Annotated in this window: 1 protein-coding gene; it reads left to right on the top strand. The window is 62.1% G+C overall.

Going from position 1 to position 2,004, the window contains the following annotated elements; all coding sequences use genetic code 11:
• Window positions 1-597 precede the first annotated feature (597 nt).
• Window positions 598-1,713, top strand: coding sequence for a ParB/RepB/Spo0J family partition protein (locus tag IWX85_RS20075; RefSeq protein ID WP_196870975.1), 1,116 nt, complete (start codon window positions 598-600; stop codon window positions 1,711-1,713).
• Window positions 1,714-2,004: the final 291 nt, after the last annotated feature.

Raw genomic sequence — 2,004 nt, 5'->3', positions numbered from 1 at the left:
GGGTGGCAGCTAGCATCGAGTTGGGTTCGTTGGGCCATGGAAATACGTTCTTTCTATGTCGGTCCAGGCTTGCCAGTCTGTGCCATCGGGGGGGGGCCTCCGGCGGCCTGGCAGGGGCCTGATTGAAAAATCCCAAAACCAGAAACTTCCAAACAGTTTCAGTTTCAATGGTCGGGGAAATTACAGAACGAATGTTGCACTACCTGTCGGAGGACATGCCCGGATAATTGAACAAAGCTGTTTTGATCAGTTGTTGCACCACGGCTAACCTTGCCACGGCCAGCCGATTGACTTGACCCAGCGCACAGGCTGTAGTCGTCGAATGCAGCTCATGCGACGCGCAGCGCGATCTGACGCTGCGCACTGTAGTCTCTCACGTCATAATTCCCGATGCGAGGAAGGCGCGCCGTTTTGCACCGTGCAAATCCACGTAAGAGTGATCCATAGACCCTCGGTACTGACCGTCAACGCGCCTGTTTCCAACGGGCTCGAGGTCAACCGGTTCCCAGCAGGGTGCCTTCCCCGCGCTGATCGCAGGAGCCGCCAGGTCATCCGAAGCGCCTTGGCCGCCATCACCGATCAAATGAAATTGAGCCCATGATGATTGACGACACTTCCCCCTTTATGCCCTTTTCGGACCGCACCCCCAAACCTGTGGTCACGCTCAAAGCTCGCCCCCGGCTTGCCGAGGCCGCGCTGGCCCAACTGCGCGCGGCGAGTGCTCATCCAGGCGAGGCACTTCGTCTACGCCTGGTCGACATCGACGAGGACCCGGATCAGCCCCGCACGGTGTTTGACGAAGAGGAACTCCAGAGCATGGCCCAGAGCATCCTGGCTCACGGCGTCGTACAGCCTATCGTCGTGCGCCCACCGGTCAAGGGGCGCTACATGCTGGCCTTTGGCGCGCGCCGCCTGCGCGCGTCGCGGCTGGCGGGCGTGGCCGACATTCCGGCCGTGGTGCGCCCGGCCGGGGAGGGCGGGGCAAGCGAATTTGCCGCGCAGTTGATCGAAAACCGGCAGCGCGCGGACCTGTCCAACTCCGACCTGGCCACGGCCATTGCCCGCCTGGTGCGGGATGGCTTGACGACCAAGCAGATCGCGGCCATCTGCGCGCTCAAGGACTACCAGGTGACGGCCTTTCGCCAGGCCGGGGACTTGCCGCCCGAGCTGGCTTCTCGCCTGGACACGGCCGACATGCGCGCGCTCTATGACCTGCACCGCCAGTGGAGCAAGACGCCTGCGGAGGTGATGGCCGCCTTGCCTGACGAGGGTACCTTCCTCAGCGTGACCGAGGCCCGGCGCATCATTGCCGCAATCACCGGCAAGCCGACCGGCTCCATTGTGATCGAGCGCGCTCGGGCATCCCAGGACAGCAGGCAAAACCTGTTAGGTGACGAGCCAAACGGCGAGCCAGAAGGAGAACCTGAAAAAGCTTTAGTGCGCGAGCCGATGCTCGCCAAGGCGCGAGCGCCCATCCAGGCGCCACCTGCACCCGAAGGCTTGCTGGACCAGGCCCAACCCAAAAGTGACCCCCGTTTCGTCCAGGCGAGCCAAGCTGGCGCGCCCGTGTTCATTGTGGCTGCGGGGGATGGGCCCAGTGGGCGGCTGATGGTAGACCGGCGCGCCAAAAGGGCAGGGTGGGCGCTGGTAGCCTATGCCACGGGCGCCGAGGAAGTGGATGTAGCGCAGTTGCGGATCGTTCGCATCGAGTAGGCAAGGACAGTACACCTCGCCGGCTCACAGGCATTGCCGTTGATCGGTCTTTCGTCGTTTTCGGCCTCGCCCCATGCGCCTGAAGTTTGGTAGTGCAACATTCGTTCTGTAATTTCCCCGACCATTGAAACTGAACCTGTTTGGAAGTTTTTGGTTTTGGGATTTTTCAATCAGGCCCCTGCCAGGCCGCCGGAGGCCCCCCCCGATGGCACAGACTGGCAAGCCTGGACCGACATAGAAAGAACGTATTTCCATGGCCCAACGAACCCAACTCGATGCTAGCTGCCACCC

The sequence above is a fragment of the Polaromonas sp. CG_9.11 genome (assembly GCF_015752225.1).
In the GTDB taxonomy this organism is placed as follows: domain Bacteria; phylum Pseudomonadota; class Gammaproteobacteria; order Burkholderiales; family Burkholderiaceae_C; genus Polaromonas.
Note: the sequence above shows the minus strand (reverse complement) of the source record. Positions and strands in the feature narration are given on the sequence as shown.